Source organism: Allobosea sp. Root670 (assembly GCF_001429415.1).
GTDB lineage: Bacteria > Pseudomonadota > Alphaproteobacteria > Rhizobiales > Beijerinckiaceae > Allobosea > Allobosea robiniae.
Map to the genome: position 1 here is coordinate 1,005,970 of NZ_LMJU01000001.1, position 26,843 is coordinate 1,032,812.

24 protein-coding genes are annotated in these 26,843 nt (G+C 67.8%); 12 read left to right on the top strand and 12 right to left on the bottom strand.

Annotated features, from left to right (window positions below; all coding sequences use genetic code 11):
• The first annotated feature begins 42 nt into the window (after positions 1–42).
• From ASE61_RS04625 to ASE61_RS04635, 3 genes are read left to right on the top strand one after another with little or no spacing between them, the layout of a single operon-like run.
• Complete coding sequence (locus ASE61_RS04625; RefSeq protein WP_061965030.1) at positions 43–3,444, top strand: DUF2126 domain-containing protein; 3,402 nt, start codon at positions 43–45, stop codon at positions 3,442–3,444.
• An 8-nt stretch (positions 3,445–3,452) separates the two neighbouring features.
• A complete protein-coding gene (locus tag ASE61_RS04630) occupies positions 3,453–5,975 on the top strand; it encodes a circularly permuted type 2 ATP-grasp protein (RefSeq protein WP_061965032.1) in 2,523 nt (840 codons plus the stop codon).
• Positions 5,972–6,850 carry a transglutaminase family protein gene (locus ASE61_RS04635; RefSeq protein ID WP_061965034.1) on the top strand — a complete coding sequence of 293 codons (879 nt, stop codon included), beginning with the start codon at positions 5,972–5,974 and terminating at the stop codon, positions 6,848–6,850. The genes ASE61_RS04630 and ASE61_RS04635 overlap by 4 nt, the downstream gene beginning before the upstream one ends.
• 9 nt (positions 6,851–6,859) lie before the next feature.
• Here ASE61_RS04635 and ASE61_RS04640 read toward each other — a convergent pair whose 3' ends face one another.
• Positions 6,860–7,222 carry a winged helix-turn-helix transcriptional regulator gene (locus tag ASE61_RS04640; protein WP_061965036.1) on the bottom strand — a complete coding sequence of 121 codons (363 nt, stop codon included), beginning with the start codon at positions 7,220–7,222 and terminating at the stop codon, positions 6,860–6,862.
• Between the two features lie 99 nt (positions 7,223–7,321).
• Here ASE61_RS04640 and ASE61_RS04645 point away from each other — a divergent pair, with 99 nt between their 5' ends.
• Complete coding sequence (locus ASE61_RS04645; protein ID WP_061965038.1) at positions 7,322–8,335, top strand: zinc-binding alcohol dehydrogenase family protein; 1,014 nt, start codon at positions 7,322–7,324, stop codon at positions 8,333–8,335.
• 21 nt (positions 8,336–8,356) lie between these two features.
• Here the strand turns inward: ASE61_RS04645 and ASE61_RS04650 are convergent, their stop codons facing one another.
• From ASE61_RS04650 to ASE61_RS26290, 3 genes are all read right to left on the bottom strand, one after another.
• Complete coding sequence (locus ASE61_RS04650; RefSeq protein WP_061965040.1) at positions 8,357–8,689, bottom strand: hypothetical protein; 333 nt, start codon at positions 8,687–8,689, stop codon at positions 8,357–8,359.
• A 64-nt stretch (positions 8,690–8,753) separates the two neighbouring features.
• Entirely contained in the window at positions 8,754–10,199 is a 1,446-nt protein-coding gene (locus ASE61_RS04655; RefSeq protein WP_061965042.1) for an aldehyde dehydrogenase family protein, read from the bottom strand.
• A gap of 78 nt (positions 10,200–10,277) precedes the next feature.
• Positions 10,278–10,547: a hypothetical protein gene (locus ASE61_RS26290; RefSeq protein WP_156406972.1), complete on the bottom strand. Its 270-nt coding sequence runs from the start codon at positions 10,545–10,547 to the stop codon at positions 10,278–10,280.
• Positions 10,548–10,603: 56 nt separating this feature from the next.
• On the opposite strand from ASE61_RS26290, the gene ASE61_RS04660 reads away from it, so the two are divergent.
• Positions 10,604–11,092, top strand: coding sequence for a pyridoxamine 5'-phosphate oxidase family protein (locus tag ASE61_RS04660; RefSeq protein ID WP_061965044.1), 489 nt, complete (start codon positions 10,604–10,606; stop codon positions 11,090–11,092).
• 15 nt (positions 11,093–11,107) lie between these two features.
• Here ASE61_RS04660 and ASE61_RS04665 read toward each other — a convergent pair whose 3' ends face one another.
• From ASE61_RS04665 to ASE61_RS04680, 4 genes are all read right to left on the bottom strand, one after another.
• Positions 11,108–11,758: a phosphatase PAP2 family protein gene (locus ASE61_RS04665; protein WP_061965046.1), complete on the bottom strand. Its 651-nt coding sequence runs from the start codon at positions 11,756–11,758 to the stop codon at positions 11,108–11,110.
• Between the two features lie 95 nt (positions 11,759–11,853).
• Positions 11,854–12,753, bottom strand: a complete 900-nt coding sequence (locus ASE61_RS04670) for a diacylglycerol/lipid kinase family protein (RefSeq protein WP_061965048.1) — start codon at positions 12,751–12,753, stop codon at positions 11,854–11,856.
• A 44-nt stretch (positions 12,754–12,797) separates the two neighbouring features.
• A complete protein-coding gene (locus tag ASE61_RS04675) occupies positions 12,798–13,685 on the bottom strand; it encodes a transglutaminase-like domain-containing protein (RefSeq protein WP_061965049.1) in 888 nt (295 codons plus the stop codon).
• Positions 13,686–14,065: 380 nt separating this feature from the next.
• Positions 14,066–14,449, bottom strand: coding sequence for a PRC-barrel domain-containing protein (locus ASE61_RS04680; RefSeq protein WP_061965051.1), 384 nt, complete (start codon positions 14,447–14,449; stop codon positions 14,066–14,068).
• Between the two features lie 256 nt (positions 14,450–14,705).
• Between ASE61_RS04680 and ASE61_RS04685 the strand changes: the two genes are divergently transcribed.
• Entirely contained in the window at positions 14,706–14,972 is a 267-nt protein-coding gene (locus ASE61_RS04685) for a glycine zipper domain-containing protein (RefSeq protein WP_200959588.1), read from the top strand.
• A 78-nt stretch (positions 14,973–15,050) separates the two neighbouring features.
• Here the strand turns inward: ASE61_RS04685 and ASE61_RS04690 are convergent, their stop codons facing one another.
• A complete protein-coding gene (locus ASE61_RS04690) occupies positions 15,051–15,800 on the bottom strand; it encodes a UTRA domain-containing protein (RefSeq protein ID WP_061965053.1) in 750 nt (249 codons plus the stop codon).
• Between the two features lie 12 nt (positions 15,801–15,812).
• Positions 15,813–17,180: a formimidoylglutamate deiminase gene (locus ASE61_RS04695; RefSeq protein ID WP_244492704.1), complete on the bottom strand. Its 1,368-nt coding sequence runs from the start codon at positions 17,178–17,180 to the stop codon at positions 15,813–15,815.
• 179 nt (positions 17,181–17,359) lie between these two features.
• Here ASE61_RS04695 and hutI point away from each other — a divergent pair, with 179 nt between their 5' ends.
• The 5 genes from hutI (at position 17,360) to ASE61_RS04720 (ending at position 23,171) form a co-directional block, all read left to right on the top strand.
• Positions 17,360–18,526 (top strand): imidazolonepropionase, encoded by a 1,167-nt coding sequence (gene hutI, locus ASE61_RS04700; protein ID WP_244492729.1) that lies wholly within the window; start codon positions 17,360–17,362, stop codon positions 18,524–18,526.
• A complete protein-coding gene (gene hutH / locus ASE61_RS04705; protein WP_061965056.1) occupies positions 18,523–20,055 on the top strand; it encodes a histidine ammonia-lyase in 1,533 nt (510 codons plus the stop codon). The genes hutI and hutH overlap by 4 nt, the downstream gene beginning before the upstream one ends.
• Positions 20,052–20,861 carry an N-formylglutamate deformylase gene (hutG, locus tag ASE61_RS04710; protein WP_061965058.1) on the top strand — a complete coding sequence of 270 codons (810 nt, stop codon included), beginning with the start codon at positions 20,052–20,054 and terminating at the stop codon, positions 20,859–20,861. The genes hutH and hutG overlap by 4 nt, the downstream gene beginning before the upstream one ends.
• A complete protein-coding gene (gene hutU / locus ASE61_RS04715) occupies positions 20,858–22,525 on the top strand; it encodes a urocanate hydratase (RefSeq protein ID WP_061965060.1) in 1,668 nt (555 codons plus the stop codon). The genes hutG and hutU overlap by 4 nt, the downstream gene beginning before the upstream one ends.
• A gap of 82 nt (positions 22,526–22,607) precedes the next feature.
• Positions 22,608–23,171 (top strand): HutD family protein, encoded by a 564-nt coding sequence (locus ASE61_RS04720; protein WP_082617234.1) that lies wholly within the window; start codon positions 22,608–22,610, stop codon positions 23,169–23,171.
• Here the strand turns inward: ASE61_RS04720 and ASE61_RS04725 are convergent.
• Complete coding sequence (locus ASE61_RS04725; protein ID WP_061965065.1) at positions 23,168–24,247, bottom strand: citrate synthase/methylcitrate synthase; 1,080 nt, start codon at positions 24,245–24,247, stop codon at positions 23,168–23,170. The two genes, ASE61_RS04720 and ASE61_RS04725, sit on opposite strands and share 4 nt — an antisense overlap.
• A gap of 89 nt (positions 24,248–24,336) precedes the next feature.
• Between ASE61_RS04725 and ASE61_RS04730 the strand changes: the two genes are divergently transcribed.
• Positions 24,337–25,476 carry a citrate synthase family protein gene (locus tag ASE61_RS04730; protein WP_061965628.1) on the top strand — a complete coding sequence of 380 codons (1,140 nt, stop codon included), beginning with the start codon at positions 24,337–24,339 and terminating at the stop codon, positions 25,474–25,476.
• Here the strand turns inward: ASE61_RS04730 and ASE61_RS04735 are convergent.
• Positions 25,473–26,678, bottom strand: a complete 1,206-nt coding sequence (locus ASE61_RS04735) for an SAM-dependent methyltransferase (RefSeq protein WP_244492705.1) — start codon at positions 26,676–26,678, stop codon at positions 25,473–25,475. The two genes, ASE61_RS04730 and ASE61_RS04735, sit on opposite strands and share 4 nt — an antisense overlap.
• Positions 26,679–26,843: the final 165 nt, after the last annotated feature.

Sequence of the window (26,843 nt, forward strand, 5' to 3'; positions counted from 1 at the left end):
TGACGTCGCCGGCGGCTTTCGCCTGGGACTAGGGGGCGAAACTTGGCCATCATCGCCGCACTGAACCATGTCACGCACTACCGCTACGACCGGCCGGTCACGCTCGGGCCGCAGATCGTGCGCCTGCGACCGGCACCGCATTGCCGGGCCGCAATCCAGAGCTACTCGCTGAAGGTGACGCCGGCACAACATTTCGTGAACTGGCAGCAGGACCCGGCCGGCAACTGGCTGGCCCGATTTGTCTTTCCAGAACCCGTGATGGAATTCCGGATCGAGGTCGATGTCGTCACCGAACTGTCGATCATCAATCCATTCGATTTCTTCGTCGAAGCGCAGGCAGAGACCTTCCCCTTCGCCTACACGCAAGAGCAGACCGAGGAGCTTGCGCCTTACCTGGTCACGGAGCCGGCCGGGCCGCTGCTCTGCGCCTTCCTCGCCGAACTGCCCCGCGAGCCTCTGAACACCGTCAACTTCATCGTCGACCTCAATGCCCGCCTGCAGCGGCGGATCGCCTATGGCATCCGCATGGAACCCGGCGTGCAGGAGCCGGAGCATACGCTGTCGATCGGGTCGGGCTCCTGCCGCGACACGAGCTGGCTGCTGGTCCAGGCGCTCCGGCATCTCGGCCTCGCGGCGCGCTTCGTCTCCGGCTACCTCATCCAGATGAAGGCGGATATCGATCCGCTCGAAGGTCCGCGCGGGACGGACAAGGACTTCACCGACCTGCATGCCTGGGCCGAGGTCTATATCCCCGGCGCCGGCTGGGTCGGGCTCGACCCGACCTCGGGGCTGCTCACCGGCGAGGGCCATCTGCCGCTGGCGGCGACGGCGCATTATCGCTCGGCCGCGCCGGTCTCGGGCGTTGCGAGCTATGCCGAGACGAGCTTCGACTTCCAGATGAGCGTGACGCGGGTGCACGAGGTGCCGCGCATCACGCTGCCCTTCTCCGACGCATCCTGGGGCGAGCTCGACGCGCTCGGTGACAAGGTCGAGGCCGATCTGCAGGCGCAGGATGTCCGTCTCACCATGGGCGGCGAACCGACCTTCGTCTCGATCGACGACCAGACGGGCGAGGAATGGAACATCGCCGCCGTCGGGCCGACCAAGCGCCAGCGCGCAGACGTGCTGATCCGCCGGCTGCGCCAGCGCTTCGCGCCCGGCGGGATGCTGCATTACGGCCAGGGCAAATGGTATCCGGGCGAGACCCTGCCGCGCTGGGCCTTCGCGCTCTACTGGCGCCGGGACGGCCAGCCGATCTGGCGCAATGCCGATCTCATCGCCCGCGAGCCCGGCGCGCAGACCGGCGGCGACCGCGAACTCGACATCGCTTCCACCATCCGCGACGCCGAGGCGCTGGCGCAGGGGCTTTCCGAGAAGCTCGGGCTCGGCGCGGACCATGTGATGCCGGCCTATGAGGACACCGGCGTCTGGCTGCTCAAGGAGGCGCAGCTTCCCGACAATGTCGACCCGCTCGATTCGCGCCTTTCCGATCCGGAGGAGCGCTCGCGGATGGCACGGGTCTTCGAACTCGGGCTCGGCAATCCGCGCGGCTACGTCATCCCGGTGCAGCGCTGGCAGGCGGGCGCGAACGACCGCCGCTGGCGCTCGGAGAAATGGCAGCTGCGCCGCGGCAAGCTCTTCCTGGTGCCCGGCGACTCGCCGGTCGGCTACCGTTTGCCTCTGGGTTCGCTGCCGGTCGTGCCCAAGGCCGAATACCCGCATATCCACCCGCAGGACCCGATGGAGCCGCGCCCGCCGCTGGCCGCTGCCGGCCCCGCCGGAGCGAGCTGGACCGACCATCCCGAGGCACGGCCGGCAGAACCGGCCGCCACGGAGGAACGGCCCGGTCCGGCACAGATGAGCATCGGGGCGTCAGCGGCGGCGGGTCCGGTCCAGGACCGGCGCGAGCAGGAGATCGGCGGCGAGCATGTCCGCACCGCGCTCAGCCTCGAAATCCGCGACAATGTGCTCTGCGTCTTCCTGCCCCCGGTCGAGCGGCTGGAGGATTATCTCGACCTCGTCGCCTCGGTCGAGGCGGTGGCGGAAGAGCTTGGCCAACCCGTGCATATCGAGGGCTATGCGCCGCCCTTCGACCCCCGCCTCGACGTCATCAAGGTCACGCCCGATCCCGGCGTGATCGAGGTCAATATCCACCCGGCAAAGGACTGGCGCGAGGCGGCGGCGATCACGCAGGGGGTCTACGAGGAGGCGCGGCTGGCGCGGCTCTGCGCCGAGAAATTCATGGTCGACGGCCGCCATACCGGCACCGGCGGCGGCAACCATGTCGTGCTCGGCGGCGTGACGCCGGCCGACTCGCCCTTCCTGCGCCGGCCGGACCTTTTGAAGAGCATCATCCTCTACTGGAACCGGCACCCGTCGCTGTCCTATCTATTCTCAGGCCTGTTCATCGGCCCGACCAGCCAGGCGCCGCGCATCGACGAGGCCAGGCAGGATCAACTCTACGAACTGGAGATCGCACTGGCGCAGGTGCCAAGGCCCGGCGAAAAGCCGATCCAGCTCTGGCTGGTCGACCGGCTGTTGCGCAACCTGCTGGTCGACGTCTCCGGCAACACGCACCGCACCGAGATCTGCATCGACAAGCTCTACTCCCCGGACGGACCGACCGGCCGGCTCGGGCTGGTCGAGTTCCGCGGTTTCGAGATGCCGCCGGATGCACGGATGTCGCTCGCCCAGCAACTGCTGCTGCGCGCGCTGATCGCCTGGTTCTGGCGGGAGCCGCTCGACGGCAAGCTGGTCCGATGGGGCACGACCTTGCATGACCGCTTCATGCTGCCCGAGATGGTCTGGCAGGATTTCAAGGACGTGCTCGCAGACCTCAAGCGCGCCGGCTATGCCTTCGATCCCGTCTGGTTCGAGGCGCAGGCCGAGTTCCGATTTCCCTTCTTCGGCAAGGTCGCGCATGGCGGCGTCGCGATCGAGATCCGGCAGGCGCTCGAACCCTGGCATGTCATGGGCGAGGAAGGCGCGATCGGCGGCACGGTGCGCTATGTCGACTCGTCGATCGAGCGTCTGCAGGTCAAAGCGACCGGACTGGTGCCGGGCCGCCATCTCGTGACCTGCAACGGCCGGCGCCTGCCGCTGACGGAAACCGGCGTCTCGGGCGAGGCCGTCGCAGCGGTGCGCTTCAAGGCCTGGCAGCCGGCGTCTGGCCTGCATCCGAAGATCCCGGTGCATGCGCCATTGACCTTCGACATCGTCGATCTCTGGTCCGGCCGCTCGCTCGGCGGTTGCGTCTATCATGTCGCCCATCCCGGGGGGCGCAATTACGAGACACCTCCGGTCAATTCCTACGAGGCGGAGGCAAGACGGCTCGCACGTTTCGAGGCGATCGGTCATAGTCCCGGCGCTCTGGCGATTCCGCCGGAGGAACGCAGCGCCGAATTCCCGCTCACGCTGGATCTGAGGCGCCCGACAGGGATCTGACACGAAGAATGCCGGTGCAGGGCCGCATCCGATCGGGACGCAGCAGGGCCGAGCGGCGCGCATCGCTGCTTGCCGGCTATCGTCCCCTGCCGGGCGTCTGCGACGAGTTCATCGACGAGAACGGGAATGTGCGCCCGCATTGGGAGCCGTTCCTGTCGGGCTGGTGCGCACTGTCTCCCTCGGAGCTGAACCAGCGCTTCGGGTTGGCCGACCGGCATGTCCGCGACACCGGCGTGTCCTATCGCGTCCATGGCGATATCGACGAGCGCGACCCCGGCGTCGGCGAGCGGGCCTGGCCCTTGTCGCATGTGCCGCTCGTCATTCCCGAGGCGGAATGGCAGGCGATCGCCGCCGGCGTGACGCAGCGCGCCGAATTGCTCTCGACCCTGCTCGACGACATCTACGGGCCGGGCGAATTGATCGCGGAGGGCCTCCTGCCCGCTGCCGTCGTCACCGGCAGCCCCGATTATCTGCGCCCGATGCACGGGATCGCAGGCGGCGGCACGCTCCAGCTCTATGCGGCCGATCTCGGCCGTGGTCCGGACGGACGCTGGTGGGTGCTGCAGGACCGGACCCAGGCCCCCTCCGGCGCCGGCTATGCGCTGGAGAACCGGCTGGCGCTGGCGCGCGCCTTCCCCGACATGTTCCGCAACATGAATATCGAGCGGCTGGCGGCCTTCTTCCAGGGCTTTCGAGCGGGGCTGGTTTCCAGCTCGAAACGTGTCGAGCCGCGCATCGCCCTGCTGACGCCCGGCCCGCTCAACGAAAGCTATTTCGAGCAGGCCTATCTGGCGCGCTATCTCGGCTTCCTGCTGGTCGAGGGTGGCGACCTGCTGATGCGCGAGGGCCGCGTGCATGTGCGCACGATCGCCGGCCTGAAGCGCGCCGACGTGATCTGGCGACGCATCGACGGCGATTTCGCCGATCCGCTCGAGCTCAATTCCCGCTCGGCACTCGGTGTTGCCGGGCTCGTCGAAGCCGCCCGGCAAGGTCAGGTCCGCATCGCCAACGGGCTCGGCTCCGGGGTCGTCGAGGCACGCGCCCTGATGGGCTTCCTGCCAGCCCTGGCGCGGAAACTGCTCGGCCAGGACCTGATCCTGCCGAATATCGCGACATGGTGGTGCGGGCAGCCGCAGGAGCGGCAGACCGTGCTCGACAGGCTGGGCGAGATGAGCATCGCGCCGGCCTTCCGCGGCGGCGGCAACGGCACCGACACGTCTCAGGTCGTGGCCGGGGAATTGCCGGAGGCGGAGCGCGCAGCGCTGCGCGAGCGCATCGAGGCGCATGGCATGGATTATGTCGGGCAGGAGGTCGTCAGGCTCTCGACCATGCCGGTCTTCCAGAACGGCCGGCTCGAACCGCATCCGATGACGCTGCGCGTCTTCGCCGCAGCGACGCCCGACGGCTGGAAAGTGATGCCCGGTGGCTTCTGCCGGATCTCCGACGAGCCCGATGCGCGCGCCGTCAGCATGCGCAACGGCGTGCGCTCCAGCGATGTCTGGGTCACCTCGAATGAGCCAGTCGCGCAGGTCACCCTGCTGCCGACGCCGGACCGCATCAGCATCCGCCGCGTCACCGGCACGCTGCCGAGCCGGGCCGCCGACAACCTGTTCTGGCTCGGACGCTATCTGGAGCGCGGCGAAGCGATCCTGCGCCTGGTGCGCGCTCTGCTCGGCCGCCTGATCGATCCCGACCCGGCGCCCGGCCGCAACGACACGGTGCGCCAGCTCGCCGGCATGCTCGTTGCCTGGGGCGCCGCGCCCACCGGGCAGGAACGCCGGGCGCCGGCGGCACAGGCCTATGCCGCGCTCTACAGCCTCGACGATTACGGCTCGGCCGCCGCTTCGCTGCGCGAGGCGCGGCGCACCGCCTCGGGCATCCGCGAGCGCCTCTCCGTCGATGCCTGGCGGCTGTTCGGCGACCTCCAGCGCCAGCTCGATCCCGAGGACGGGCGCAAGCCGAGCGAGGGCGAGGCCTACGAGATCGCCGACCGGGCGCTGAAATCGCTCGCCGCCTTTTCCGGCCTCGGCCAGGAAAACATGGTGCGCGGCAACGGCTGGCGCTTCCTCGATATCGGCAGGCGGCTGGAACGGGGCATCGCGACCTGCCGCTTCGCCCGGCAGTTCGCCGACAGCAACGCCTCCAGTGACAGCCTCGACGCGCTGCTCGACCTGACCGACTCGCAGATCACCTATCGCTCGCGCTACCTGCTTGGCGCCAGCCTGCAGCCCGTGCTCGACCTCGTCATGCTCGACCCCTACAATCCGCGCTCGGTCGCCTTCCAGGTCGAGCGGCTCGACGCCGAGATCGCCGCCCTGCCGACGCTTGCCGATGACGGCATGCTGGAGGCACCGCGTCGGTTGGTGCTGCGGCTGGCGGCCGATTGCCGGACGATGGAGGCAAGCCGGCTCGACCGCACCAGCATCCTGCTGTTCGAACAGTTGCTGATGGGGCTCTCGGGCGCGATCGCCGATCGCTATTTCCTGCAGAACAGCGGCCCCGAAGGCTCGCGGATGACGAGCATCGCGTGATCTACGAGCTGCGCCACGTCACGACCTACGGCTATAGCCGGCCGGTGCCCTTTTCACGCTGCATCCTGCGGCTTTTGCCGCGCGACGGGGCGGGTCAGCGCGTGCTGAAGAGCGAATTGCTGATCACGCCCCGCCCGGCCGAACGCAATGACGGGCTCTGCTTCTTCGGCAACCGCATGACCACGATCACGATCACCAAGCCGCATCGCGAGCTGAAGCTCGAAATGCGGGCGCGGATCGAGGTCGACCGGCCGCCGCCGCCCCATGCCGGGCTGACGCGGAACTGGGAGGATGTCGCGGCGCTGGCGCTCGATTCCCGGAGCCTCGCGCCGGATTCGCCGGCGCATCACCTTTATCCCAGTCGGCTCGTGCCGCATGTCCCCGCGGTGATCGACTATGCCCGGTCGAGCTTCGATGCCGGCCGACCGGTGCTGGAAGCGGCCTGCGAGCTGATGGCCCGGATCAGGCGCGACTTCACCTACGATCCCGAAGCGACCGAGGTGACGACGCCGCTGGCGGAAGCCTTCGAGCAACGCCACGGTGTCTGCCAGGATTTCGCGCATATCATGATCGCGGGCCTCAGGGGCCTTGGCCTGCCGGCTGCCTATATCTCCGGCTATATCCGTACCATCCCGCCGCCGGGCCAGAAGCGGCTCGAAGGCGCCGATGCCAGCCATGCCTGGGCGATGCTGTGGTGCGGGCCGGAAATCGGCTGGGTCGGGCTCGACCCGACCAACGACCTGATCGTCGCCGACGACCATATCGTCACCGCCTTCGGCCGCGACTATGCCGATGTCGCCCCGCTCGACGGCGTGGTGATCGGGCCCGGCACGCAGAAGGTCGGCGTCGCCGTGGACGTGGTGCCCGTAGGCTGAACCGCAGCCTTAGGCCGCAGCTTCGGCCGTTTGGGGCTGCGGCGAGCGGGCATGCGTCTCGCCCCAGCTCTTCAGCGCCATGATCACCGGCTCCAAGGTCTTCCCCTTGGCAGACAGGCTGTATTCCACGCGCGGCGGTACTTCCGGGTAGACGACGCGCACGATCAGGCCGTCCGCCTCCAGCTCGCGCAGTTGCGTCGTCAGCATACGCTGGGTGACGCCGGGGATCCGTCGGCGGATTTCGTTGAAGCGCAAGGTCCCGCTCATCAGGTGATAGAGCGCGATGCCCTTCCACTTACCGCCGATCAGGCCAAGCGCCGCCTCGACGGGGCAGCCGGCCGAGCAATAGGGCTCCTGAAAGCGCGGCGGCATGACGGTATCCTTTTCGACACTATGGGCTGAAATTGTGCGTTCTTGTGCCTTATGAAGGTTATGCGCATCTCGGCTCTATCGCAATGCAGGAGAGACGCCATGCGCGCCGTCGGATACCGCCAGTCGCAACCCATCACCGCCGAGACCAGCCTGATCGATCTCGACCTGCCCGTGCCGAAGGCGGCTGGGCGCGACCTGCTGGTCGAGGTCAAGGCCGTCTCGGTCAACCCGGTCGACACCAAGCTCCGCGTCCGCAGCCAGCCGGCGGAAGGCCAGGCGAATGTGCTCGGCTGGGATGCGGCCGGCATCGTCAGGGCGGTGGGGCCGGAGGTGACCGGGTTCAAGCCGGGCGACGCGGTGTTCTATGCCGGGGCGATCGACCGGCCGGGCTCGAATGCCGAATTCCATCTCGTCGACGAGCGCATCGTCGGGCCGAAGCCGAAGAGCCTCGGCTTCGCCGAAGCGGCTGCCCTGCCGCTCACCGCCATCACCGCCTGGGAGATGCTGTTCGACCGGCTCGATATCCGCAAGCCCGTGCCGGGCGCGGCGAACGCGCTGCTGATCATCGGCGGCGCGGGCGGTGTCGGCTCGATCGCGATCCAGCTCGCGCGACAGCTCACCAATGTCACGGTCATCGCGACCGCCTCACGGCCGGAAACCCGCGCCTGGGCACAGGAACTCGGCGCGCATCATGTGATCGACCACACCAAGCCCCTGCCCGCTCAGATCGCGGCGCTCGGCATCGGCACTCCGGCCTTCGTCTTCTCGACGACCCATACCGACACCCATCTGGAGGGCATCGTCGAGCTTATGGCGCCGCAGGGCCGGTTCGGCCTGATCGACGACCCGAAGACGCTCGACGCCAATCCCCTGAAGCGCAAGAGCCTGTCGCTGCACTGGGAGCTGATGTTCACCCGCTCGCTGTTCCAGACCGCCGACATGGGCGAGCAGGGCAAGCTGCTGGCGGAGGTTTCGCGGCTCGTCGACGAAGGCAAGATCCGCACGACGTTGGCGGAGCATTTCGGCACGATCAACGCCAGCAATCTCAAGCGGGCGCATGCGCTGATCGAGAGCAACCGCGCCAAGGGCAAGATCGTGCTGGAAGGCTTCTGAACCTCGCGTGCCGGCCCGCGCTCAGGCGGCGAGTGCCGCGCAGGCCTTCGCACAGGCACGGCAGGCGGCGACGCAGGAATCCATCTCGCCGACCCGTGCGCAGTCGGTTGCACAGGCCTCGCAGACCTCGGCGCATTCGCTGGCCATGTGACGGCCGTGGACCGAATCCATCAGCAGCAGATGCGCCGTGGTCCGGCAGATTTCGGCGCAAGCCGCCATCAGGCGTAGATGGTCCGGCTCGGCATGAGCGCCGCCCACCTTCAGGCAATGGGTCATCGCCATGCCGTGGCAGTGCTTGTAGCAGTCGAGCGCGAGGTCGGCTGCGTTGCGCGTCTTCGGGTCGAGATGGTGCATGTCGCGGCTCCGATCGGGAGGGGTATCCCGATCAACCGCCGCGACAGGCGCCCTGTTCCGGTGGTCAGGCCAGCGTGTAGGCCGTCTTGACCGTGGTGTAGAACTCCTTGGCGTAGGCGCCCTGCTCGCGCGGGCCGTAGCTGGAGCCCTTCCGGCCGCCGAACGGCACGTGGTAATCGACGCCCGCCGTCGGCAGGTTGACCATCACCATGCCGGCCTCGCTGTTGCGCTTGAAATGCGTCGCATGCTTGAGCGAGGTCGTGCAGATGCCCGAGGAGAGGCCGAACTCGGTGTCGTTGGCGAGGCTGAGCGCCTCCTCGTAATCCTTGACGCGGACGATGTTGGCGACCGGTCCGAAGACCTCCTCGCGCGAGATGCGCATGGCGTTGGTCGTCTCGGTGAAGAGCGCCGGCTGGAGGTAGAAGCCGGGGGTGTCGCGCTTCAGCAATTCGCCGCCGAAGACCAGCTTGCCGCCCTCGTCCTTGGCGATCTGGATGTATTTCAGGTTCTGATCGAGCTGGCTCTGGTCGACCACGGGGCCGATATGGGTGCCGGCCTTCAGCGCATCGTCGACGACGACGGTCTTCAGGCGCTCGATGCAGGCCTCGACGAATTTGTCGTGGATGCCGGCCTGGACGATCAGGCGCGAGGAGGCCGTGCAGCGCTGGCCGGTCGAGAAGAAGGCGCCGTTCACGGCAACCTCGACGGCAACCTTGAGATCGGCGTCATCCAGCACGACGAGCGGGTTCTTGCCGCCCATCTCGAGCTGGACCTTCTTCATCGGATTGCCGGCGATGCAGGCGGCCGCGACCTTGCGGCCGGTCGGGACCGAACCGGTGAAGGAGATTGCATGCACGTCCTTGTGCTCCAGCAGCGCCTGGCCGACGACCGAGCCGCGGCCCATGACGAGGTTGAGCGCGCCCTTGGGCAGGCCGGCACGCTGGAGGATGTCGACCAGCGCCCAGGCCGAGCCCGGCACGAGATCGGCGGGCTTCAGGACGACGCAATTGCCCCAGGCAAGCGCCGGGGCGATCTTCCAGGCGGGGATCGCGATCGGGAAGTTCCAGGGCGTGATCATGCCGACGATGCCGACCGCCTCGCGGGTGATCTCGACGCCGACGCCCGGGCGCACCGACGGGACCATCTCGCCGCCGAGGCGCAGGCACTCACCGGCGAAGAAGGCGAAGACCTGGCCGGCGCGGGTCGCCTCGCCGATGCCCTCGCCAAGGGTCTTGCCCTCCTCGCGCGAGAGCAGGCGGCCGAGCTCGTCCTTGCGGGCGAGGATCTCGTCGGAGGCCTTCTTCAGGATGTCGTAGCGCTCCTGCGGGGTGGAGCGGCTCCATGCCGGGAACGCAGCCTTGGCGGCAGCGACCGCGTTGTTCAGGTCCTCGACCGTCCCTTGCGTGTACTCGCCGACGACATCGTTGGTGTTCGAGGGGTTGATGTTGCGCGAGGCATTGGCGCCGCCGGCCCATTCGCCAGCGATGAGGTTCTTGAAGGGCGCGTTCATCTCTCTCTCCCACGAAACAGGCTCGTGGCAGGGTGTTAGCGCCTTTGGAACGGGAAGGCCAATGCCCAGGGCGACAGGCTATTTTTCCTTGATCGAAAGCCCGTTCTTGCCGACCGAGATTTCCACGCCGTCCGGCTGCTTCTTCTCCTGGTAGAGCGAATAGCCGGTCACGGCGAGCGCGGCGACGAGAACAAGGACGAGTACAACCAGAAGATGACGCGAAGCGAGCATGGAGAAATCCTGTTGAAGGCGGCCAAGCCGCAAGCCCGATCCCAACGCGGGCCGGGCGGCGATGTTCCGCTGCAACGCCGGGAACGTTGCTTCTCGCGCAGCGTTGGCATGGCGCACAGGCCGGTTCCCAAGCGACGCTGGCCATGACAGGATCGCACCGGCAGGAGGTTGCCATGGCCGACACCGAACTGCAGGATCGCATCTGGGCTGCGCTAGCCGCCCACCCGGTCTACATGGTCTCGCTCGTCGCCGAAGGCGACATCAGGACCAGGCCGATGTCCGGCCATCTCGATCGCGACCACCACCGCCTGCTCTTCATCACGCACCGGCATACCGGCATCATCGGCGCGGCCTTGCGCTCGCCCTCCGTCAGCGTGGCGATCAGCCATGAGGACCGCAATTTCTACGCCGCGATCTCCTGCTCGGCCTCGGAAGTTCCGGGCCGCGAGACGCTGCGCGAGGTCTGGACGCCGATGGCGAGCGCCTGGTTTCCGAACGGGCCGGATGATCCCGACGCGACGCTGCTGGCGCTCACGCCGACCTCCGCCGAGATCTGGGACGGCCCGTCGAGCAGCGTGCTCGTCGCCTTCAAGCTGGCAACCGCCAAGATTCTCGGCCGCACGCCCGATCTTGGCGTCAACGCCACCATCGACATGCGCTGAGCCGGCGCCAGGGCCTCAGGCCGGGTCGGAAGCGGCCATTTTGCGGCCAAGCCATGCGATCGCAACGCTCGACCAGACGATCCCGAGCGACCAGCCGCCGAGGACATCGGACGGCCAATGCACGCCGAGATAGATCCGGCTGAGGCCGATCAGGCCGACCATGACCACCGCCATGACCATGCAGAACCGGGCGATATCCGCCCGCCGCGAGGCGAGGCCGACGAAGCCGGCGATGGTCAGCAGCGTCACTGCCGAAAGGAAGGCGTGCCCGCTGGGAAAGCTGGCTGTGAAGGTCAGGGCCGCGTGCTCGACGATATCCGGCCGTTCGCGGGCGATCGCGATCTTCAGCCCCGTGCTGGCCAGGAAGGCGGCGGCGAGGCTCACGACCAAGCCGATCGCGAGATGGCGGTAGCCGCAGAGCCAGAGCGCCAGCGTCGCCGTCAACGCCATGAAGAACAACCCGACGAAGCTGCCGAGCGCGGTCATGTCGCGCACCGCTTCGTGGAACCAGGCCGGCCCGAGCGGAACCGCGGGGTTGGCGGCATCGCGGAACAGCATGATCAGCGTGGTATCGAGGGAGAAGCTGCGCCCGGAAACGATCAGCAACGCCAGCCCGAGGAAGACCAGGCCGGCCACGGCGGGAACGAGGATGCGTGGCTGGGGCAAGAAGCGCGATCTCCGAAAGGTCTGGGACAGGAGATTACCGGAGGGCACCGGGGTCGAACAGGCGACGTTCCGCCGCCCGTGACTCGCGGGCTTCGTCACGCGCTCGCCGGGCGGGCGGCGATCACGCTGAGCGCCTTCGGCAGGAGACCGTAACGCAAGGGGCCGGCCTTGCGCTCGACCTCCCCGTCGAAAGTGATGTGCCCGCGCCCCTTGTCGCGCCGCGTCAACGTCACCGCATCGCCGGTGAAGGAGGCCAGATTATGCGAATCACGCCAATGACCGGACACGACCGACAAGGCCGCCTTGCCACGTGAATAGAGACCGCCAGCATTCAGGACATGCACCTCGAAGACGCCATCGTCGAGCCGTGGGCGACGCCAGTCCGCGCCCTCGAAGCAGTTCACCGTGACGAGCACCGCATCGGCCTCGACGAGGCGATGGTCGCTGCCGATGGTGATGTCGAGCATGACCGGGCGCGTGAACAGGATCGAGCGCGTCGCGGCGATGCCGAAGGCCGCCGCGCGGCTGAAAGGAAAGCGCCGGCGCGCATATTCGCGCTCGCGCGCCATCAGGCTGAAGAAGCCCATGCCGGACAGCGAATGGAACAGCCGGTCATTGACCCGGCCGACATCCATCTCCACCGGCTCGCCCCGGCAGAGGGCCCCGACCTGCTGCTCCAGCGGGCCGGCGAGCCCGAGATCGCGGCCGAGCACGTTTACGGTACCCATCGGCAGGATGCCAACCGGCCGGTCCGCCTGGATCAGGACCGGCAAGGCGCCGTTGATCGTGCCGTCGCCACCGGCGAGAACCGGCATCGCGTGGCGGTCCTCGATGGCGAGGGACAGTGCATCGTCGATCTCGCGCGGGGGCACGAGGTGTACGTCAGCGCCGCAGCCATGGGCCGCGAAGGCAGCCTCCAGCCGCGTGGCGAAAGCATCCGCGCCGGCTTCGAGAACCGTTCCGGCGCGGGCATTGACGATGACGGTGTAGCGCATGGTGCTGGGGTAGATGGGTGGCGCCCGGTCACGCGCAAGAGCGCTTACGCGGCGGCCGGGCGCGCGTCGAACTGTTCCGGCATCGATGGCATCAACGGCATCGGCACCTCCTCGATCTCTTCGGTGACGACCTCGAAGCGCTGCAGGGTATGGGTTCCGAAGGAGCTGATCATCGCGACATCGGTCGCGTCGCGGCCGCGCGCGATGACGATGCGGCCGATGCGCGGTTCGTTATGGCGGGCATCGAACGTGTACCAGCGCCCGCCGAGGAAGACCTCGAACCAGGCATTGAAATCCATCGGGGCGGGATTGGGCGCCACGCCGATATCGCCGAGATAGCCGTTGCAGTAGCGCGCCGGGATATTCATGCAGCGGCAGAGCGTGACGGCGAGGTGCGCGAAATCGCGGCAGACGCCGATCCGCTCCTCGAAAGCCTCGGCGGCGGTGCGGGTGTTGCGGGCGAAATGGTAGCCGAAGCTCAGGTGATTATGGACGAAGTCGACGATCGCCTGCACCCGCGGCCAGCCCGGCTGGACCTGCCCGAACAGGCTCCAGGCCTGGTCGTAGAGCTTGTCGGTCTCGCAATAGCGGCTGCCCAGGAGATAGACGAGAGCCGAGTCCGGCAGGCGTGACGGCGAAACCTCGCGAGCGGCGGCATTGATGATATCGGGCTCGCCGGAATCGTGAACGATCCCCTCGGATTCCAGCCTGATGCCGCCGGGCGGCGCGATCATCCGCCGGCGAATGTTGCCGAAGGCATCGAGATCCTGCGTCATCGCAATCGGCCGGGAGGGATCGGCGAGCGAGGTCAGCCTCATCTCGTCAGGCGTCGTCAGATCGTGCCGGCGCGACGGATGCACGTCCAGCAAGGTGATCAAGGGCATGTCATGGGCACAGATCAGCTCGATCCGATAGCCGTAACGGATGCGCATCTCGCCTTCTCCTGATGTGAGGGCCGGGACCGCCGCGCGAACTGGCTGCTGCGGATCTTCGGGTGCGTTGATCCCCCGCCGACTAGACGCGCGAAGGGGCTCTGCTGTTCCCGCGGATTTGCGAAAAATGGTCCGGAAACCGCGGAATTCAGCCGTTTGCAGCACCCTAAAAAAGAAGATGCGGGCCTTTCGGCCCGCATCCCGCCGCCACGACGGTTCGGCTGGGGGGATAGCAACCGCCGCGACCTGCGCCCTGATCGTTTCCGCGTTCCTGCGAAACACGGACACGATTCAAATGGTCGATTCAGCGCGTATTCGCTGGCGCGAATCCCGGTCCTTCACGCGAACCGGCATCCGCTTCACTCGAAAACGCCCGGCCGCTACATCATCCAGTAGGGCATCGTGCCGTAGTAGTCGTGGACACGCTTGCCGTAAGCCTTGTCGTCCCAGTCCGGCTCGCCTTCGCTGTCATACATCGGCGCAGCCTCGAGCTGTTCCTTGGTGAGCGGCACGACATAGCCGCCGCGCTGCGTGTCGTAGTCGAGAACGCTCCACGGGATCGGGTGGTATTTCTCGCCCAGTCCGAGGAAACCGCCGAAGGACATGATGGCGTAGGCGACCTTCCCGGTCAGCTTGTCGAGCATCACGTCGTAGATTTCGCCGAGATGGTCGCCGGCCGCGTTGTAGACATCCGTGCCGGCAACGCGGGCACCCGCGATGAGCGGATTGGCGGTCGCAGTGGCGGTCATGGGAACATCGGTCATCGTCTTCCCCCTTGTTTCGCGATGGGATGCCGGAGAAAGCGCCCTCCGGCGGGACTTGCCTCACCAACCGACGCTGGGACGATAGGTTCCGGCGCGACCGGGAAATTTCACGGCCTTCGTGCGGACACGAAATCCCTCTCCAAGACTGAAGACCGATGGAAGAAGGCGATAGCGGTTTGCCGCCAGGCGGAACCTTCGTCGTCCGACACTGTTTGGTGCTTCGAGCGACCCGTCATCTCACGGAGGAGGAGAGATCATGATCATCAAGAAGCTGCTGCTTGTCGCAGCCATCGGCGCCGCGCTGGGCGCCTGTACGCCCCGCGAACAGAATGCCGGTACGGGCGCGCTGATCGGTGCAGGCGCAGGCGCCATCATCGGCGGCGCAGCCACGGGGCGCGCCGGCGGCGCATTGGCCGGTGCAGCGATCGGCGGCGCGAGCGGCGCGATCATCGGCGGCGCGGCGACGCGTCAAAGCTGCTACGGGCGGGATGAATGGGGTCGCCGCGTGGTCTACGACTGCTGAGGTAGCAGTATCCCAACGAAGGCCCGCCTCACCGGCGGGCCTTTTCTTTTGCGTGGATTTGCGTGGCGGCCCCTGCCCTCAGGCCGCCCCATATGGCCCAAAGCGCCCGACGAAGCGGTGGCGGAAGCCGGGATAGAGCAGGCGCACCGCCGTCACCGGCTGCGACTGGTTCCAGGTCCGCCGCTCGACCAGGAGGCAGGGCTCGCCGACCGAGATATCGAGCAAGGCGGCCTGCTCTTCGCCAGCCCCGATCGCGCTGATCGCGTGCTCGGCCTGCGACCACAGGCTGTGCTGCAAGAGCCAGTCGCCCGGCGGGGTCCCGGCGAAATCCTCGTCCGACAGCCCTGTCACGCCCGCAGCGTGAATGACGCGCTCCTCCAGCACATGCGGCTTGCCGTCGGCGCGATGCACGACAAGCAGGTGGGCCACCTTGTCGGAGCGCTTCAGGCCGAACAGCTCGGCGACCTCCGGCGAAGGCCGGCCATCGGTGCGCGCCAGCACCTCATAGGCGTAAGTCTGGCCGAGCTGCCGCACCTCTTCCGGGATCGAGAGGATGTCGAGCATGGCGTGGCTTGCCGGGGGCGTCGCGACCACGGTGCCGGAGCGGCGGCGGCGAATGATCAGACCTTCACGGGCGAGCTGCACCAGCGCGCGATGCACCGTCATGCGCGAGGCGCCGAGCTGCTCCATCAGGGCATGTTCGGGCGGCACGCTGGTGCCCGGCTGCCATTCTCCGCTGACGACGAGGTCGCGGATCGCCCGCCGGATCTGGTCATAGACCGGCCCGGCGCCGTCCAGTTTCACCGCGTCGAGCCGGGTCTCCGTCATCGTCGTCCCTGGTTATTCCGCAGCGAGCAGGCGCCGCATCACGCCGGCGAAGCGCGCGCGCACCGAATCGCGGGCGGCATGGCGCCCCTCGGCCACCACCCTCCTGCCACCGACGACGACATCGCGCAAAGGCATCGCGTTGGCTGCGAAGATCGCACTATCGACAGCCTCGGCGCCGGAGCGGCCGACAAGCGCTGGATGATCAGTATCGAGCGTGATGAAATCGGCACGGTGGCCAGGCGCAATCGCGCCGATGGCGCGGCCGCAGGCGCGCGCGCCGCCGGCACAGGCGCCCTGCCAGAGCGCGAGACCGGTCGAGGCCGTCTCCTCCGCGAAAAGCGCGCGGCGGCGGTCGCGCAGGCGCTGCGAATACTCGAGCTGGCGCAGCTCGGAGCCGGCATCGATCTGGATGTTGGAATCGCTGCCGACACCATAGGCGCCGCCGGCTTGCGCATAGCGGATGCCGTCGAAGATGCCGTCGCCGAGGCTGGATTCGGTGATCGGGCAGAGACCAGCGACCGCGCCGCTCAGGGCGATGCCGTCACGCTCGGCATCGGTCAGATGCGTCGCATGGATCAGGCACCAGCGCCGGTCGAGCGGAATCGTGTCCATCAGCAGTTCGACCGGGCGCTTGCCGGTGATCTTCAGGCTGGCCTCGACCTCGGGCACCTGCTCGGCGACGTGGATATGGACGGGGTCGTTGGGGCGCAGCGAGGAGACCCAGCCGAGATCGTCGATCGCGACCGCGCGCAGCGAATGCGGGGCGACGCCGAGCCGTGCGTCCGGCAGATCGCGGATCGCGGCGAGGCTACCTTCCAGCAGGCGCTGATAGGCGTCGCGCTCGTTGACGAAGCGGCGCTGGCCATGGACCGAAGGCGCCTGGCCGAAATTGCCGAAGCGATAGAGCACCGGGAGAAGCGTGAGGCCGAGCCCGGTCTCCTGCGCGGCGGAGGCGATCGCCTGCCCCATCGTCGCGATGTTCGCGTAGGCGCAGCCGTCCTTGTCGTGGTGGAGATAGTGGAACTCGGCGAGCGCGGTGAAGCCGCCCTCCAGCATCTCGACGAAGGCCTGCGCGGCGATGGCCTGCACATCATCGGGATCGAGCCGGTCGAGGAAGCGGTACATCACCTCGCGCCAGGTCCAGAAGGAATCCTCCGGCGCGCCGCGGCGCTCGGACAAACCTGCCATCCCGCGCTGAAAGGCATGGCTGTGCAGGTTCGGCATGCCCGGCAGCGCGATGCCGGCGAAGCTGCTCTTATCCCCTGCCGGCTTCACCCCTGCCTCGACGGACGTGATCGCGCCGTTGGCGACGGTCAGCTTCACATCGCTGGCAAAACCTTCGGGCAAAAGCGCCTCGGCCAGATGCAGGGTCTCGGTCACCGTTTCGCTCCGTCGCTCGCTGGCGCTCAATTGCATATGCAAATAACACTTGCCAATTGCATATGCAATTAGATAGCATAGCCTCAACTCAAAGAGTAGCGGGAGGATGCACGGTGGCGAAAGCGCCTGGTGAGACGATTGTCTGCGACAAGCTCTGGACGAATGCGCGGCTGGCAACGATGTCGGCAGGGGTCGATACGCCCTATGGTGCGATCGAGGACGGCGTGATCGCCGCCCGTGACGGCCGCATCGTCTTCGTCGGGCCGCGCAGCGAGGCGCCCGCCTTCCAGGCCGCCGAGACCATCGATTGCGCGGGACGCTGGATCACGCCGGGCCTGATCGATTGCCACACCCATCTCGTCTATGGCGGCGACCGGGCGCATGAATTTGAGCTGCGCCTGCAGGGCGCGACCTATGAGGAGATCGCGCGGGCCGGCGGCGGCATCCTCTCCACCGTCAAGGCGACGCGCGAGGCGAGCGAGGATACGCTCTTCGCCTCCGCGGACAAGCGTCTCGCCGCGCTGGAGGCGGAGGGCGTCACCACCGTCGAGATCAAGTCCGGCTACGGGCTGGAGCAGCAGGCGGAGTTGAAGCAGCTGCGCGTCGCGCGCCGGATCGGCCGCGAGCGGCCGGTCACCGTCCGCACCACCTTCCTCGGCGCCCATGCCGTGCCGCCGGAATACAAGGGGCGTTCGGGCGACTACACCGCCCTCGTCGCCGGGCCGTTGCTCGATGCCGTCGCGGCCGAGGGGCTGGCTGATGCCGTCGACGTCTTCTGCGAGGGCATCGCCTTCTCGCCCGACGAGACGAAAGCCGTGTTCGAGGCCGCCAAGGCCAAGGGCCTCGCGATCAAGGTCCATGCCGAGCAGCTCTCCAATCTTCATGGCGCGAAGCTCGCCGCCGAGATGGGGGCGCTCTCCGCCGACCATCTCGAATATCTCGACGAGGACGGCGTCATCGCCATGGCCAAGGCCGGGACCGTTGCGGTCGTGCTGCCCGGCGCCTTCTACTTCCTGCGCGAGACGCAGAAGCCGCCGATCGAACTGATGCGCAAGCACGGCGCCGCGATTGCGCTCGCCACCGACGCCAATCCCGGTTCCTCGCCGCTGACCTCGCCGCTCTTGGTGCTCAACATGGCCTGCACGCTCTTCCGCATGACGCCGGAAGAGGCACTCGCCGGCCTTACCCGCCACGCCGCCAAGGCTCTCGGCCTCCAGGACGAGGTCGGCACGCTCGAAATCGGCAAGCGCTGCGATCTCGCCATCTGGGAGATCGAGCGCCCCGCAGAACTCGCCTACCGCATCGGTTTCAATCCCCTTCACACCCGCATCTGGAACGGACAATGATCACGGTTTCGCTGAACCCGGGCGCAGCCCATCTCACCGACTGGCGCGCGATCCTAGACGGCGCCGCCGCCTCGCTCGGCGGCGAGAGCGCGAAGAACATCGCCTCGGGCCAGAAGATCGTCGAGGAGATCGTCGCCGCCGGCACCGTGACCTATGGCGTCAATACCGGCTTCGGCAAGCTCGCCAGCGTCCGCATCGCCGATGCCGATCTCGCAAAGCTGCAGAGCAACCTGATCGTCTCGCATGCGGTCGGCACCGGCCCTGCCCTGCCTGACGGCGTGGTCCGCCTGCTGCTGGCGATGAAGGCGGCGAGCCTGGCGCGCGGCGCCTCCGGCGTGCGCCCCGTCGTGATCGAAGCGCTGACCAATGCGCTCAAGGCCGACGCCCTGCCGGTGATCCCGGCCAAGGGCTCGGTCGGCGCCTCCGGCGACCTCGCGCCGCTCGCCCATATGACCGCAGCCCTGATGGGCTACGGCGAGATCCGCCTGAAAGGCGAGACGCTGCCGGCTGCTGAAGCCTTGAAGCGCGCGAACCTCACCACGCTTGCGCTTGGCGCCAAGGAAGGCCTCGCGCTGATCAACGGCACGCAGGTCTCGACCACGCTGGCGCTGACCGGCCTCGCTGCTATCTCCCGTGTCTTCGACGCCGCGCTCGTCGCCGGCGCGCTCTCGGTCGATGCGCTCAAGGGCTCCGACACCCCGTTCGACCCGCGCATCCAGACGCTCCGCGGCCAGCCCGGCCAGATCAAGGTCGCCAAGATCCTGCTCGACCTGATCGCCGGTAGCGCCATCCGCGAGAGCCATCGCCATGGCGACAGCAAAGTGCAGGACCCCTACTCCCTGCGTTGCCAGCCGCAGGTGATGGGCGCGGTCCATGGGCTTCTGACGAATGTCGCTGCGACCCTCGGCATCGAGGCCAATGCCGTCACTGACAACCCGCTGGTGCTCGGCCCCGGCGAGATCGTCTCGGGCGGCAATTTCCACGCCGAGCCGGTCGCCTTCGCCGCCGACATCCTGGCGATGGCCGTCTGCGAGATCGGCAACCTCTCCGAGCGCCGCATGGCGCTGCTGGTCGATCCCGTCATGAGCGGCCTGCCGCCCTTCCTCGCCCGCGATGCCGGCCTGAATTCGGGCTTCATGATCGCACAGGTCACCGCCGCCGCGCTCGCCTCCGAGAACAAGCAGAAGGCCTATCCGGCTTCGGTCGACACCATCCCGACCTCGGCCAACCAGGAAGACCATGTCTCGATGGCGACGCATGGCGCCTTCCGCCTGATCGACATGGCGAAGAATGCGGCCAGCATCATCGGCGTCGAACTGATGGCGGCGGCGGAAGCGATCGAGCATCACCGCCCGCTCAAGACCAGCGCGCGCCTTGAGCCGGTGCTCGCCCTGCTGCGCAGCAAGATCACGCCGCTGACCGAGGACCGCTATCTCGCCCCCGATCTCGCGGCCGCGACCGAGTTCGTGCTCTCCGGCGCGGTCGGCAAGGCAGCCGGCCTCGACAGCTTCGCCGAGTGCAGCGCATGAGCGCGGAGATCGTCACGGTCACGCGGGGCTCGTCCCCGCTGATCCTCTCGATGCCGCATCCCGGCACCGGCGTTCCGCCGGAGGTCGCGGCGCAGCTCAACGAACGCGGAAAGCTGGTCGAGGATACCGACTGGCATATGCGCCAGCTCTACAGCTTCGCCGCGCCTTTCCAGCCGAGCATCGTCGAGGCACAGCTCTCGCGCTTCGTCATCGACCTCAACCGCGACCCGGCCGGCGTCTCGCTCTATCCGGGGCAGGCCACGACCGAACTCGTGCCGACGACGACTTTCGACGGCGCGCCGATCTGGCAGACCACGCCGGACGCCAACGAGATCGAGCGGCGCAAGGCGGCCTATTTCCAGCCCTATCACACGGCGCTGGCGGCCGAGATCGAGCGGGTGAAGGCCGAGCACAGCTATTGCGTGCTCTGGGACTGCCACTCGATCAAGTCGGTGATCCCGCGCCTGTTCGAGGGCACGCTGCCGACGCTCAATCTCGGCACCAATTCCGGCCAGAGCTGCGCCGCGAGCGTCGAGGCCGCCGCCATCACCGCGATGGCCGGCCAGCCGGCCACCCAGATCGCCAATGGCCGCTTCAAGGGCGGCTGGATCACGCGCCATTACGGGCGCCCCTTCGAGCGCGTGCACGCGCTCCAGATGGAAATCGCGCTCTCGGCCTATCTCTCCGAGGAGACCGCGCCCTGGACCTTCGACGCGACGAAGGCCGCTGCCTTGCAAACCGCCTTGTCCGCCATCATCGCCGCCGCCCTCGACGCGGCCAGGACTCTCGAACGGAGCCGCTCATGACCCGCCTGGACAATACCCGCGTCATCCGCCCCGCCACCGGCACCGAGCTCAGCGCCAAGAGCTGGCTGACCGAGGCGCCGCTGCGCATGCTGATGAACAACCTGCATCCTGATGTCGCCGAGAACCCGCAGGAACTCGTGGTCTATGGCGGCATCGGCCGCGCCGCCCGCTCCTGGGAGGATTTCGACCGCATCGTCGCGGCGCTGCGCCAGCTTGAGGCCGACGAGACCCTGCTCGTCCAGTCCGGCAAGCCGGTCGGCGTGTTCCGCACGCACAAGGATGCGCCGCGCGTTCTGATCGCCAATTCCAACCTCGTGCCGCATTGGGCGAACTGGGACCATTTCAACGAGCTCGATAAGAAGGGGCTCGCGATGTACGGCCAAATGACGGCCGGCTCCTGGATCTATATCGGCACGCAAGGCATCGTGCAGGGCACCTACGAGACCTTCGTCGAGGCAGGCCGCCAGCACTACGGCGGCAGCCTCAAGGGCAAATGGGTCCTGACCGGCGGCCTCGGCGGCATGGGCGGCGCCCAGCCGCTCGCCGCCGTGATGGCCGGCGCGTCCTGCCTCGCCGTCGAGTGCAATCCCGACTCGATCGATTTCCGCCTGCGCACCCGCTATCTCGACGAGAAAGCCGAAACGCTCGACGAGGCGCTGGAGATGATCGCCCGCTGGACCAAGAACGGCGAGGCGAAGTCGGTCGGCCTGCTCGGCAATTGCGCCGAGATCCTGCCCGAGATGGTCCGCCGCGGCATCCGCCCCGACATGGTCACCGATCAGACCTCGGCGCATGACCCGATCAACGGCTACCTGCCGAAGGGCTGGACCATGGGCCAGTGGAAGCAGGCGCGCGAAGCCAATCCGAAATCCGTCGAGACCGCGGCGCGCGCCTCGATGCGCGAGCATGTCGAGGCGATGATCGCCTTCCAGGACATGGGCGTGCCCACGTTCGATTACGGCAACAACATCCGCCAGGTCGCGAAGGACGAGGGGCTGGAGAACGCCTTCGCCTTCCCGGGCTTCGTGCCGGCCTATATCCGCCCGCTATTCTGCCGCGGCATCGGGCCGTTCCGCTGGGCCGCCCTCTCGGGCGATCCGGAGGATATCTACAAGACCGACGCCAAGGTGAAGGAGCTCACGCCCGGCAACACGCATCTGCATAACTGGCTCGACATGGCGCGCGAGCGCATTTCGTTCCAGGGCCTGCCGGCGCGCATCTGCTGGGTCGGCCTCGGCGATCGCCATCGCCTCGGCCTCGCCTTCAACGAGATGGTCCGGAACGGCGAGCTCAAGGCGCCGGTCGTGATCGGCCGCGACCATCTCGATTCCGGCTCGGTCGCCTCGCCGAACCGCGAGACCGAAGCGATGAAGGACGGCTCGGACGCGGTCTCCGACTGGCCGCTGCTCAACGCCCTGCTCAACACGGCGTCGGGCGCGACCTGGGTCTCGCTGCACCATGGCGGTGGCGTCGGCATGGGCTTCTCGCAGCATGCGGGCGTCGTGATCTGCGCCGACGGCACGGATGACGCGGCCGCCCGCCTCTCGCGCGTGCTCTGGAACGACCCGGCAACCGGCGTGATGCGCCATGCCGATGCCGGCTACGACATCGCGCTGGACTGCGCGCGCGAGAAAGGGCTCAACCTGCCGGGCATTCTGGGCTGAACCCTCCCGTCATTCCGGGGCTCCGCGTCAGCGGAGAACCCGGGATGACAACGGTGGCCGCTTGAATTCGAAGGACCGTTCCATGCGCATCATCCGCGCCGCCGATTGCAAGGTCATGCCGTGGAAGAACGGCGGCGGTACCACGACCGAAATCGCTGTTTCTCCAGAAGGAGCCGCGCTCGGCGATTTCGACTGGCGCATCTCGATGGCCAATGTGGGCGCAGACGGGCCGTTCTCGTCCTTCCCCGGCATCGACCGGACGCTGTCGGTGCTGACCGGCAACGGCATTCGGCTGGCCTTCGGCGACGGCGAGACGGCTTCACTCGATCGCGCGACCGCGCCGTTCTTCTTCGCGGCCGACCGGGCGGTGGATGGCGTGCTGGTCGACGGGGCGATCGACGACCTCAACGTGATGAGCCGGCGCGGCGCGTGGAGCCACAGCGTTGAGCGTCTGAGCGGTGGATCGCATGAGGTTGCGGCCGGGCGTGGATTGCTGGTTCTGGTTGCTCGTCAAGGCGATTGGCTGGTGAACGGAGAAGCTCTGGCCGCTGGGGACAGCGCCGTCCTCCAAGCCCCCGTCACCGCAAAACTCGCCGCCGGGAACGGCGGCGAGTTGTTCGTCGTGAAGCTGTCTCCAGCGCGCTAAGCCGCCTGCCGCGGCTGCGGGCCGACATAGACCGATTGCGGCCGGATCAGGCGGCCGCCGGCGATCTGCTCCTTGGCATGGGCGAGCCAGCCCGTCGTGCGCCCCAGCGCGAACACGCAGGTGAAAGAATCCGGCGTGAAGCCCAGCGCCTCCAGCAGCAGCGCCGTGTAGAACTCGACATTCGTTTCCAGCGTCCGGTTGGGCTTGCGCTCGCGCAGGATGGCGAGCGCCGCCTGCTCGACCGCCTCGGCCAGAGCGAGGCGCCCGCTATCGGCGCCGAGCCTGCGGATCGCGCCTTTCAGCGCATCGGCACGCGGGTCGCGGACGCGATAGATGCGGTGGCCGAAACCCATCAGGCGGTCGCCGCGATCGAGCGCGGTTTCCAGCCAGGCGCGGGCATTGTCGGGCGCGCCGATCGCATCGAGCATCTCGATGACCGGGCCGGGCGCGCCGCCATGCAGCGGCCCCTTGAGGGCGCCGATGCCGGCGAGCACCGCCGAGACCAGCCCGGCGCGGGTCGAGGCGACGGCACGTGACGCGAAGGTCGAGGCGTTGAGGCCGTGATCGGCGACGGTGACGAGATAGGTGTCAAGCGCAGCGGCCTGCTGCTTCGTCGGCGCCTTGCCTGTCAGCATGCGCAGCGTGTCGGCCGCCTGCGACAGCGATGGATCGGGCGCGACCGGCGCGAGGCCCTGACGCAGGCGCAGCGAGGCGGCGGTGAAGACGGCCGGCGCCGCCAGAAGCCGCAGCACCGTGCCGGCATCCTCGCCATCCGGGATCAACGCCGTCATCGCGCGGATCATCTCGACCGGCCCGAGCGTCACGGGGATAACGGCCTTCCTGACCACCGTCTCGAACAACTCCTGTCGCGCCGCGCCGAGCGCCGCCGGCAAATCCTTCATGGCCGGCAGGTCCGGCACGAAGCCGTCGAGCATCAATGCGGCCATCTCCTCGAAGGAGGTATGGCCCGCGAGCTCATCGAGGCTGTGGCCGCGCATCACCAGCCGCCCGGCCGCTCCATCGACTTCCGAGAGCACGGTATGGGCGGCAACGACATCTTCAAGGCCATCGGACATGGCGGGTTCTCCTCAACATCTGAGGCCTTGAAGATTGATAGCTTCATCGATAGAATCAATCTTGAACAATATAATCAATGTATTTTCCCATGACCGACTGGCTGACGGCGCAACAGGTAATGGAGCGGCTCGGGCTGAAGCCGCAGACGCTCTACGCCTATGTCAGCCGCGGGCTGATCGAGGCGCGCTGCGATGCGGGCGACTCGCGTCGACGGCTCTACCGGGCCGAGGACGTGGCGCGGCTGGAGCATCGCAAGGCGCGGGGGCGGAAACCGGCAGCCATCGCCGAGGATGCGATCGCCTTCGGCGAGCCGATCCTGGCCTCGGGCATCGCCACGATCCAGCGCGGCAAGCTCTGGTATCGCGGGCAGGATGCGGAGGCGCTGGCCGAGACGGCGAAGCTGGAGGATGTAGCAAGGCTGCTCTGGGATTGCGGCTCGCAGCGTTTCCCGCCGCTGTTCACGCTCGTGCCGGAGGCGCCGTCGCGGCAGCGCATGTTCGCAGTGATCGCCGCGCGCGCCGCCAGCGATCCCGCCATGGCCGGCCGCACCAAGAAGGCGCTCTATCTGGAAGCGGCCTCCGTCATCGACTCGCTCGTCGATGCCATCGCCGGGCGGCCGGGCCAGGGGCCGATCCACCACCGGCTGGCGCAGGCCTGGGGCTGCGGCGCTGATGGAGCCGACCTGATCCGCCGCGCGCTGGTGCTGCTCGCCGACCATGAGCTCAACGCCTCGACCTTCGCGGTCCGGGTGGCAGCCTCGACGCGCGCCTCGCTCGCCGCCTGCATCCTGGCCGGGCTCGCGACATTGTCGGGGCCGCTGCATGGCGGGATGACGCCGCGTGTGCTCGGGCTGATGCGCGAGATCGCAAGCGAAGGCGTCGAGGTGGCGGTCTCGGCGCGGCTTGCGACGGGCATGCCCCTGCCCGGCTTCGGCCATCCGCTCTATCCGGATGGCGATCCGCGGGCTCGCGCGCTGCTCACCGCATTCACGCTGCCGCCAGCCTATGCGGCGACGCGCCGGGCCGTCACCACGTTGACCGGCGAGGAACCGAATATCGATTTCGTGCTGACGGCGATCGTAAGCGAACTCGGGCTGGCGCCGGATATCTCGTTCCAGATTTTTGCCGCCGCGCGCTGCGCCGGCTGGATCGCGCATGCGCTGGAGCAGGGCGAGACCGGACGCCTGATCCGGCCTCGCGCCCGCTATGTCGGGCCGGAGCCGGCTTAGGCCGGCTCAGCGATCTTCCGCGCAAGCTCGCCCTCGCGCTCTTCGATATAGCCGCGCGTGATCGGCAGGCCGTCGAGCTTCTTGGCGAGCTGGAACTGGAACACCACGAGATCGTCATGCCGGAAGCTCGCCTCGCACGCCGCGAGATAGAACTCCCACATCCGGGCGAAGCGCTCATCATACATCGCCACCGCCTCGTCGCGCCGGGCGAGGAAGTTCTCGCGCCAGACCTTCAGCGTCTCGGCATAGTGCAGGCGCAGCACCTCGACATCGGTGATGATCAGCCCCTCCTGCTCAACCGCTGCCGCCACCTCCGACATGGCGGGGATATAGCCGCCGGGGAAGATGTACTTGGCGATGAAGGGATTGGTCGCGCCGGGCGGCGTCGAGCGGCCGATGGTGTGGACGAGTGCCACGCCGTCATCGCTCAACAATTCCCGGATCTTGCGGAAATAGTCGCGGTAATAGCCGACGCCGACATGCTCGAACATGCCGACCGAGACGATGCGGTCGAACGGCTCGGCGAGATGGCGATAGTCCTGCAGCCGGAACTCGACCGGCAGGCCGGATTCGGCGCCGCGCTGCTGCGCGATGGCGAGTTGCTCCTCGGAGAGCGTGATGCCGGTAACCGAGGCACCCGTCCCTCCGGCGATCGACAATGCCATGCCGCCCCAGCCGCAGCCGATATCGAGCACGCGCTGGCCGGGCTTGAGATCGAGCTTGCCCATGATGTGACGCTTCTTGGCCAACTGCGCCTGCGCCAGCGTCATGCCGGGCTCGGCGAAATAGGCGCAGGAATACTGCATGTCCGGGTCGAGGAAGAGCCGGAAGAAGTCGCTTTTGAGGTCGTAGTGATGCGCCACATTGCGCCGGGCGAGCGCCGGCGTGTTGTGCTGGTGGAAGCGACGCACCGCCGTGCGCAGGCCCTCCAGAACCTTGCCCCAGCCCTTGGGGCGTGCGCGATGCACAGCGGCGACCAGCGCATCGAGCAGGTCGTAGAGCGAGCCCTGCTCGACCACGACGCGCCCGTCCATCACGGCTTCGCCCAAGGCGAGCTCGGGATTGAGCGCGAGTTTCAGTTCCGTCGGGGAATCGACGATGCGCATGCGCAATCGCGGCGCAGTGCCCTGCCCGATCGACTGCAACGTGCCATCGGGGAAAACGACATCGATACGTGGCTCGATCGCGAGCCGAGACAACATTCTGGCAATCAGCGAGTGCATTGGCCCCACCTTCGGCAGCGCCCCTTTCGCTGAAGATGGCAATTCGGAGCACCGCCGTAACCGCCCTTTGGTGCAAGGCAGTCCCACGCCTGCGACATGACAACGCAGGCAAGGGCGTTCGGTTCCGCTAGGGAAGCATAGCCG

Excerpts from the sequence above, each read along its gene's own strand:
- ASE61_RS04680 (WP_061965051.1), bottom strand. The coding sequence starts at position 14,449 with ATGACCGATGTTCCCATGACCGCCACTGCGACCGCCAATCCGCTCATC.
- hutI (WP_244492729.1), top strand. The coding sequence starts at position 17,360 with ATGTCGGCAGGGGTCGATACGCCCTATGGTGCGATCGAGGACGGCGTG.
- ASE61_RS04670 (WP_061965048.1), bottom strand. The coding sequence starts at position 12,753 with ATGCGCTACACCGTCATCGTCAATGCCCGCGCCGGAACGGTTCTCGAA.
- hutH (WP_061965056.1), top strand. The coding sequence starts at position 18,523 with ATGATCACGGTTTCGCTGAACCCGGGCGCAGCCCATCTCACCGACTGG.
- ASE61_RS04630 (WP_061965032.1), top strand. The coding sequence starts at position 3,453 with ATGCCGGTGCAGGGCCGCATCCGATCGGGACGCAGCAGGGCCGAGCGG.
- ASE61_RS04725 (WP_061965065.1), bottom strand. The coding sequence starts at position 24,247 with ATGTCCGATGGCCTTGAAGATGTCGTTGCCGCCCATACCGTGCTCTCG.
- ASE61_RS04675 (WP_061965049.1), bottom strand. The coding sequence starts at position 13,685 with ATGCGCATCCGTTACGGCTATCGGATCGAGCTGATCTGTGCCCATGAC.
- ASE61_RS04660 (WP_061965044.1), top strand. The coding sequence starts at position 10,604 with ATGGCCGACACCGAACTGCAGGATCGCATCTGGGCTGCGCTAGCCGCC.
- ASE61_RS04645 (WP_061965038.1), top strand. The coding sequence starts at position 7,322 with ATGCGCGCCGTCGGATACCGCCAGTCGCAACCCATCACCGCCGAGACC.
- ASE61_RS04650 (WP_061965040.1), bottom strand. The coding sequence starts at position 8,689 with ATGCACCATCTCGACCCGAAGACGCGCAACGCAGCCGACCTCGCGCTC.
- hutG (WP_061965058.1), top strand. The coding sequence starts at position 20,052 with ATGAGCGCGGAGATCGTCACGGTCACGCGGGGCTCGTCCCCGCTGATC.
- ASE61_RS04685 (WP_200959588.1), top strand. The coding sequence starts at position 14,706 with ATGATCATCAAGAAGCTGCTGCTTGTCGCAGCCATCGGCGCCGCGCTG.
- ASE61_RS04735 (WP_244492705.1), bottom strand. The coding sequence starts at position 26,678 with ATGTTGTCTCGGCTCGCGATCGAGCCACGTATCGATGTCGTTTTCCCC.
- ASE61_RS04690 (WP_061965053.1), bottom strand. The coding sequence starts at position 15,800 with ATGACGGAGACCCGGCTCGACGCGGTGAAACTGGACGGCGCCGGGCCG.
- ASE61_RS04730 (WP_061965628.1), top strand. The coding sequence starts at position 24,337 with ATGACCGACTGGCTGACGGCGCAACAGGTAATGGAGCGGCTCGGGCTG.
- ASE61_RS04720 (WP_082617234.1), top strand. The coding sequence starts at position 22,608 with ATGCGCATCATCCGCGCCGCCGATTGCAAGGTCATGCCGTGGAAGAAC.
- hutU (WP_061965060.1), top strand. The coding sequence starts at position 20,858 with ATGACCCGCCTGGACAATACCCGCGTCATCCGCCCCGCCACCGGCACC.
- ASE61_RS04655 (WP_061965042.1), bottom strand. The coding sequence starts at position 10,199 with ATGAACGCGCCCTTCAAGAACCTCATCGCTGGCGAATGGGCCGGCGGC.
- ASE61_RS04640 (WP_061965036.1), bottom strand. The coding sequence starts at position 7,222 with ATGCCGCCGCGCTTTCAGGAGCCCTATTGCTCGGCCGGCTGCCCCGTC.